The sequence below is a fragment of the Capsulimonas sp. genome (assembly GCF_039929585.1).
GTDB lineage: Bacteria > Armatimonadota > Armatimonadia > Armatimonadales > Capsulimonadaceae > Capsulimonas.
Window position 1 is genome coordinate 1 of sequence record NZ_JBDSQY010000079.1, and the last position, 3,784, is coordinate 3,784.

3 protein-coding genes are annotated in these 3,784 nt (G+C 61.9%); 2 read left to right on the plus strand and 1 reads right to left on the minus strand.

Annotated features, from left to right (window positions below):
• Positions 1-13 precede the first annotated feature (13 nt).
• Positions 14-1,186, minus strand: a complete 1,173-nt coding sequence (locus ABIZ35_RS05775; protein WP_348218923.1) for an AAA family ATPase — start codon at positions 1,184-1,186, stop codon at positions 14-16.
• 141 nt (positions 1,187-1,327) lie between these two features.
• Between ABIZ35_RS05775 and msrA the strand changes: the two genes are divergently transcribed.
• Together msrA and ABIZ35_RS05785 are read left to right on the plus strand one after the other, a co-directional pair.
• Positions 1,328-1,798 carry a peptide-methionine (S)-S-oxide reductase MsrA gene (gene msrA, locus ABIZ35_RS05780; RefSeq protein ID WP_348218924.1) on the plus strand — a complete coding sequence of 157 codons (471 nt, stop codon included), beginning with the start codon at positions 1,328-1,330 and terminating at the stop codon, positions 1,796-1,798.
• Positions 1,799-1,994: 196 nt separating this feature from the next.
• Positions 1,995-3,784 (plus strand): methyl-accepting chemotaxis protein (locus ABIZ35_RS05785; RefSeq protein ID WP_348218925.1); only part of this gene is annotated, 1,790 nt, incomplete at its 3' end.

Consider the following 3,784-nt stretch of genomic DNA (forward strand, 5'->3'; position numbering starts at 1 on the left):
TCAAACTAACCCACTACTCGCGTTCTGATATGTTTGGCGCATTGGTCGATAATGTGGCCACGATCTCCGCACGTACCCCGATCAGATCCGGCGGCAGCGCTTCGCGCGCGAAGCCGGCGTCGATTTCCCGTGCGACTCCCTCCAAAGCAAGGCGTCGGCGCTCGGCGGCGCGAGCGTCGCTGGGGTCGGGGCGCTCGGCGAGGACGCGGCGGCCAGCCTCGACCAGGCGCGCGGCGCGGGCGAGAGGACCGAGCGATGCGGCTTCGGCGGCGGTTTTCAGCATGGCGTTCTCAGACTTGTCCAGGATTTCACGCAGGGTTTGGCGGGCGAGCTCTTGTGTCTCGGCGGTCGGCGTCGCAAGGACGATCGGCCAGAGGTCCGCTTCAGTCGGCTGTGTGCGTCCCGCGACCACGGCGGCGGCAGCGACGAGCTTTTGCGTCTTCACGGCGCGGCGATCCGAGAGGGGGATGCCGGCGGCGCGCAGGAGCCGCAGAGCGTGCGCGAGGAACGGGCGGATCGGCGCCATGTCCATCTGGCGCGCCGCCGCAGCAAGCGCATCCAGGTCGGCGATCGATGCGGTGGTCTGTACGGTCGAGTTCCCCAGCGCCCAGCCCCCTTCCAGCAGTTCTTCGAGACGGGTGTCGGGAAGTGGATCGAGGAAGACGCGCACGAGGAACCGGTCCGCAAAAGCGGCGAGCGTGTCGTCGTCGGGCAGCCCGTTGGATGCGCCGACACAGAGACGCAAGGGGCACGCAGCCTGCGTATGCCCGCGCCGGAAGACGCGCTCGTTCAGAATGCCGAGCAGGGTGTTAAGGATCGCCGTCGATCCCAGAAACACTTCGTCCAGAAAGGCGATCTCGGCTTCGGGAAGCATCCCCGTCGTTTCCGTCTCCACGAACCCCTCGCGCAGGCGGCGCAGATCGACGGGCCCGAAAATCTCGCTGGGCTCGGTGAAGCGTCCCAGCAGATACTCGAAGTAATGACCGCCGATGGCGCGGGAGATCCGGCGGACCGCCTCGCTCTTGGCGGCGCCCGGAGGGCCGATCACCAGCACATGCTCGCCGGCCACGGCGGCCAGCGCGATGGATTCGACCAGGGCTTCGCGCTCGATCAGTCCCTGTCCGGCGTCGGCGATCGCGGCGCGCAGCGCGGTCAGGGAAGAGGCAAGGGGATTTTCGCTCATCATAAGTACTCGTAGTATACCTGCGTGATGGAACCAAACCGGGGGTATCAAACGTTATCAATGACGGACGGAGATCGAATTCTCACGTAGAGTTTAGGCATAAAACGCCGGCGCGTATGAGCGTCGGCGAAAGAGAGGGATATTATGGCGATCGCGACATTTGGAGCGGGATGTTTTTGGGGTGTCGAAGCGGCGTTCCGGCAGACGCCGGGCGTCACCGCGACGGCTGTGGGATATGAGGGCGGACAAACGGAAAACCCGACCTACAAAGAAGTGTGCACGGATACGACGGGACACGCGGAAGTGGTGCAGGTCGAGTTCGACCCGGCGCAGGTCACCTACGAAGAGCTGCTGGCTGTCTTCTTCGGCAACCATAACCCGACGACCTTGAATCGGCAGGGGCCGGATGTCGGCGCGCAGTATCGTTCGGCGATCTTCTACCATTCGCCGGAGCAGCAGCAGCAGGCCGAAGCGACGAAGGCGAAGCTGGAAGCGGCGGGAACCTTCCCCAAGCCGATTGTCACGGCGATCGTCCCGGCGCAGACATTCTATATTGCCGAGGATTACCATCAGCAGTACCTTGAGAAGCGCGGTCTGGCAAGCTGTCACATCTAATTTCTTCCAGCGCGAGGGCGCCCGCCAAACGGCGGGCGCCTTTTTTATTTTGTAAATATCCCAGAATATGCCGATTCGCCTATGACGCTGTAGATGGTCGATCCCGACAATGTCAGCAGATAACAAGATTGCACTCATGCAGTAATTGATGTTTTGCGCGACGACTGTCGCCAATCTGCATTCGAAAAGGATGTCCATGTTCACTAATTTGAAGATCGCTTACAAGCTTGCGGTCGGTTTTGGTTTCTGCTTGATGCTCTCGGCCGCGCTGACGGGGATTGCTGTCCGTCAGATGGCGGCTCAAGACCGTATCTCCGGCCTGATCGTTTCTGATTCCGTCATCGGTCTTCAAAATCTCAGCATCGCCGCCGGCGAGACGCGTCAGGTTCGAGTGCTGCAATACCGCCACCTTCTGACGAAAAATGACGCTGAGAAGCGTGAGGTGGAGACGTCGATCAGCGCATCCATCGACAAAGCCAGCGGAGCGATCAAGGCATACGCCGATACGGTGATAGATCCGGTGGATCGACAGAATGCCCTGGATCTCCAGAACAAATGGAATAGTTATTTAGGCTATCAGGAAAAGTTTCTGGCCCTCAGCCGCCGCAATCAAACGGATCAAGGCGCTTTGCTGATGAACAACGAAATGAAGCAAATCTTCCTTGATATGGCCGCCGTGGTCAATGATATGATCGAGTGGAATAAAGGACACAGCGCGGCTTACCATAAGAGCTCCAGCGACGCCTATCACAGCGGCGTGTGGCTCATGGGCTTCCTCCTGCTCTCCTCCTTGATCCTCGGAGTCGTGTTTGCCTCAATCATCACTCGCCAGATCGTGCATCCTTTGCGGCTTGTCTCCGAAGGCTACAACACTTTACGGACCGTCTGTATCGCCAATCTGAACAAGGCCATCGGCGCTCTGGAAACCGGCGATCTGACCGTTCGCGTGGAGCCGCAAACGAAGCCGATTGAAGTCAAATCACGCGACGAGATCGGGAAAGTCACGGAAACGTTTAACGAAATCCTTGGGACGGTACAGGAAACGATTTATTCCTTCACACGGTCACAGGCATCGCTGACGGGTGTCGTCGGCCAGCTTCAGTCGGCGGCGGATCGCGTGTCGCAATCGTCGGTTTCGGTCGTCAGCGCAGCCCAGCAGGTGGGGGCCGGCTCGGAAGAGATTAGCGCGACGATGGGCGAAGTGTCCAGCGCCAGCGAGCAGTCGGCCCGCGGCGCCAGTGAAGTCGCCCAGGGGGCCGCCAGCCAGGCCGTGTCGCTGGCCAGCAGCCGCGAGCGCATCAAGAACCTCACCAGCTCCATCGATAGTGTCGTCCACGGCGCCGGGGAAGCCAGCGCCGCCGCCAGTGACGCCGCTGGAGCGGCCGAGCGGGGCGCGGGTACAGTCGCCCGGTCGATCCAGAGTATTCGATCCATCGAGCAGACGATTGACGCCAGCGCCGAGACCATGTCGATGCTCAGCGAGTCGGCTCGCACGATCGGGTCGATTGTTGAGACGATCAATCAGATCGCGGAGCAGACGAACCTGCTTGCTCTGAACGCGGCGATCGAAGCGGCGCGGGCCGGGGAGTCGGGCCGTGGGTTCGCGGTGGTCGCGGAGGAAGTGCGCAAGCTGGCGGAACGTTCGGCGGTGGCGACTCGTGAGATCACCTCGATGATCGCGACGGTGCAGGAGCGCACGCAGGCGGCCTCAGCGGCGACAGCGAAGGGTCGGACCGAGGCGGCGACGGGCGTGAGCTTAGCGGGTGAAGTCGAGAATGCGCTTGCAGAGATCGCTCGTCACGCGGCGTCGGTGGCGTCTCGGATCGCGGGAATCGATGAGGCGACGCGGCAGATGAGCGCGGAATCGAACCGGATCAGCGCGGAGATCGATGGAGTTGCGGCGGTGGTGGAGGAGAGCTCGGCGGCTGCGGAAGAGATGAGCGCATCGGCGGAGCAAGTCTCGGCGTCGATCCAGAGCGTGGCGGC

Bases quoted from the DNA above. Each gene is read 5' to 3' on its own strand.
- ABIZ35_RS05775 (WP_348218923.1), bottom strand. From the start codon at position 1,186: ATGATGAGCGAAAATCCCCTTGCCTCTTCCCTGACCGCGCTGCGCGCC.
- msrA (WP_348218924.1), top strand. From the start codon at position 1,328: ATGGCGATCGCGACATTTGGAGCGGGATGTTTTTGGGGTGTCGAAGCG.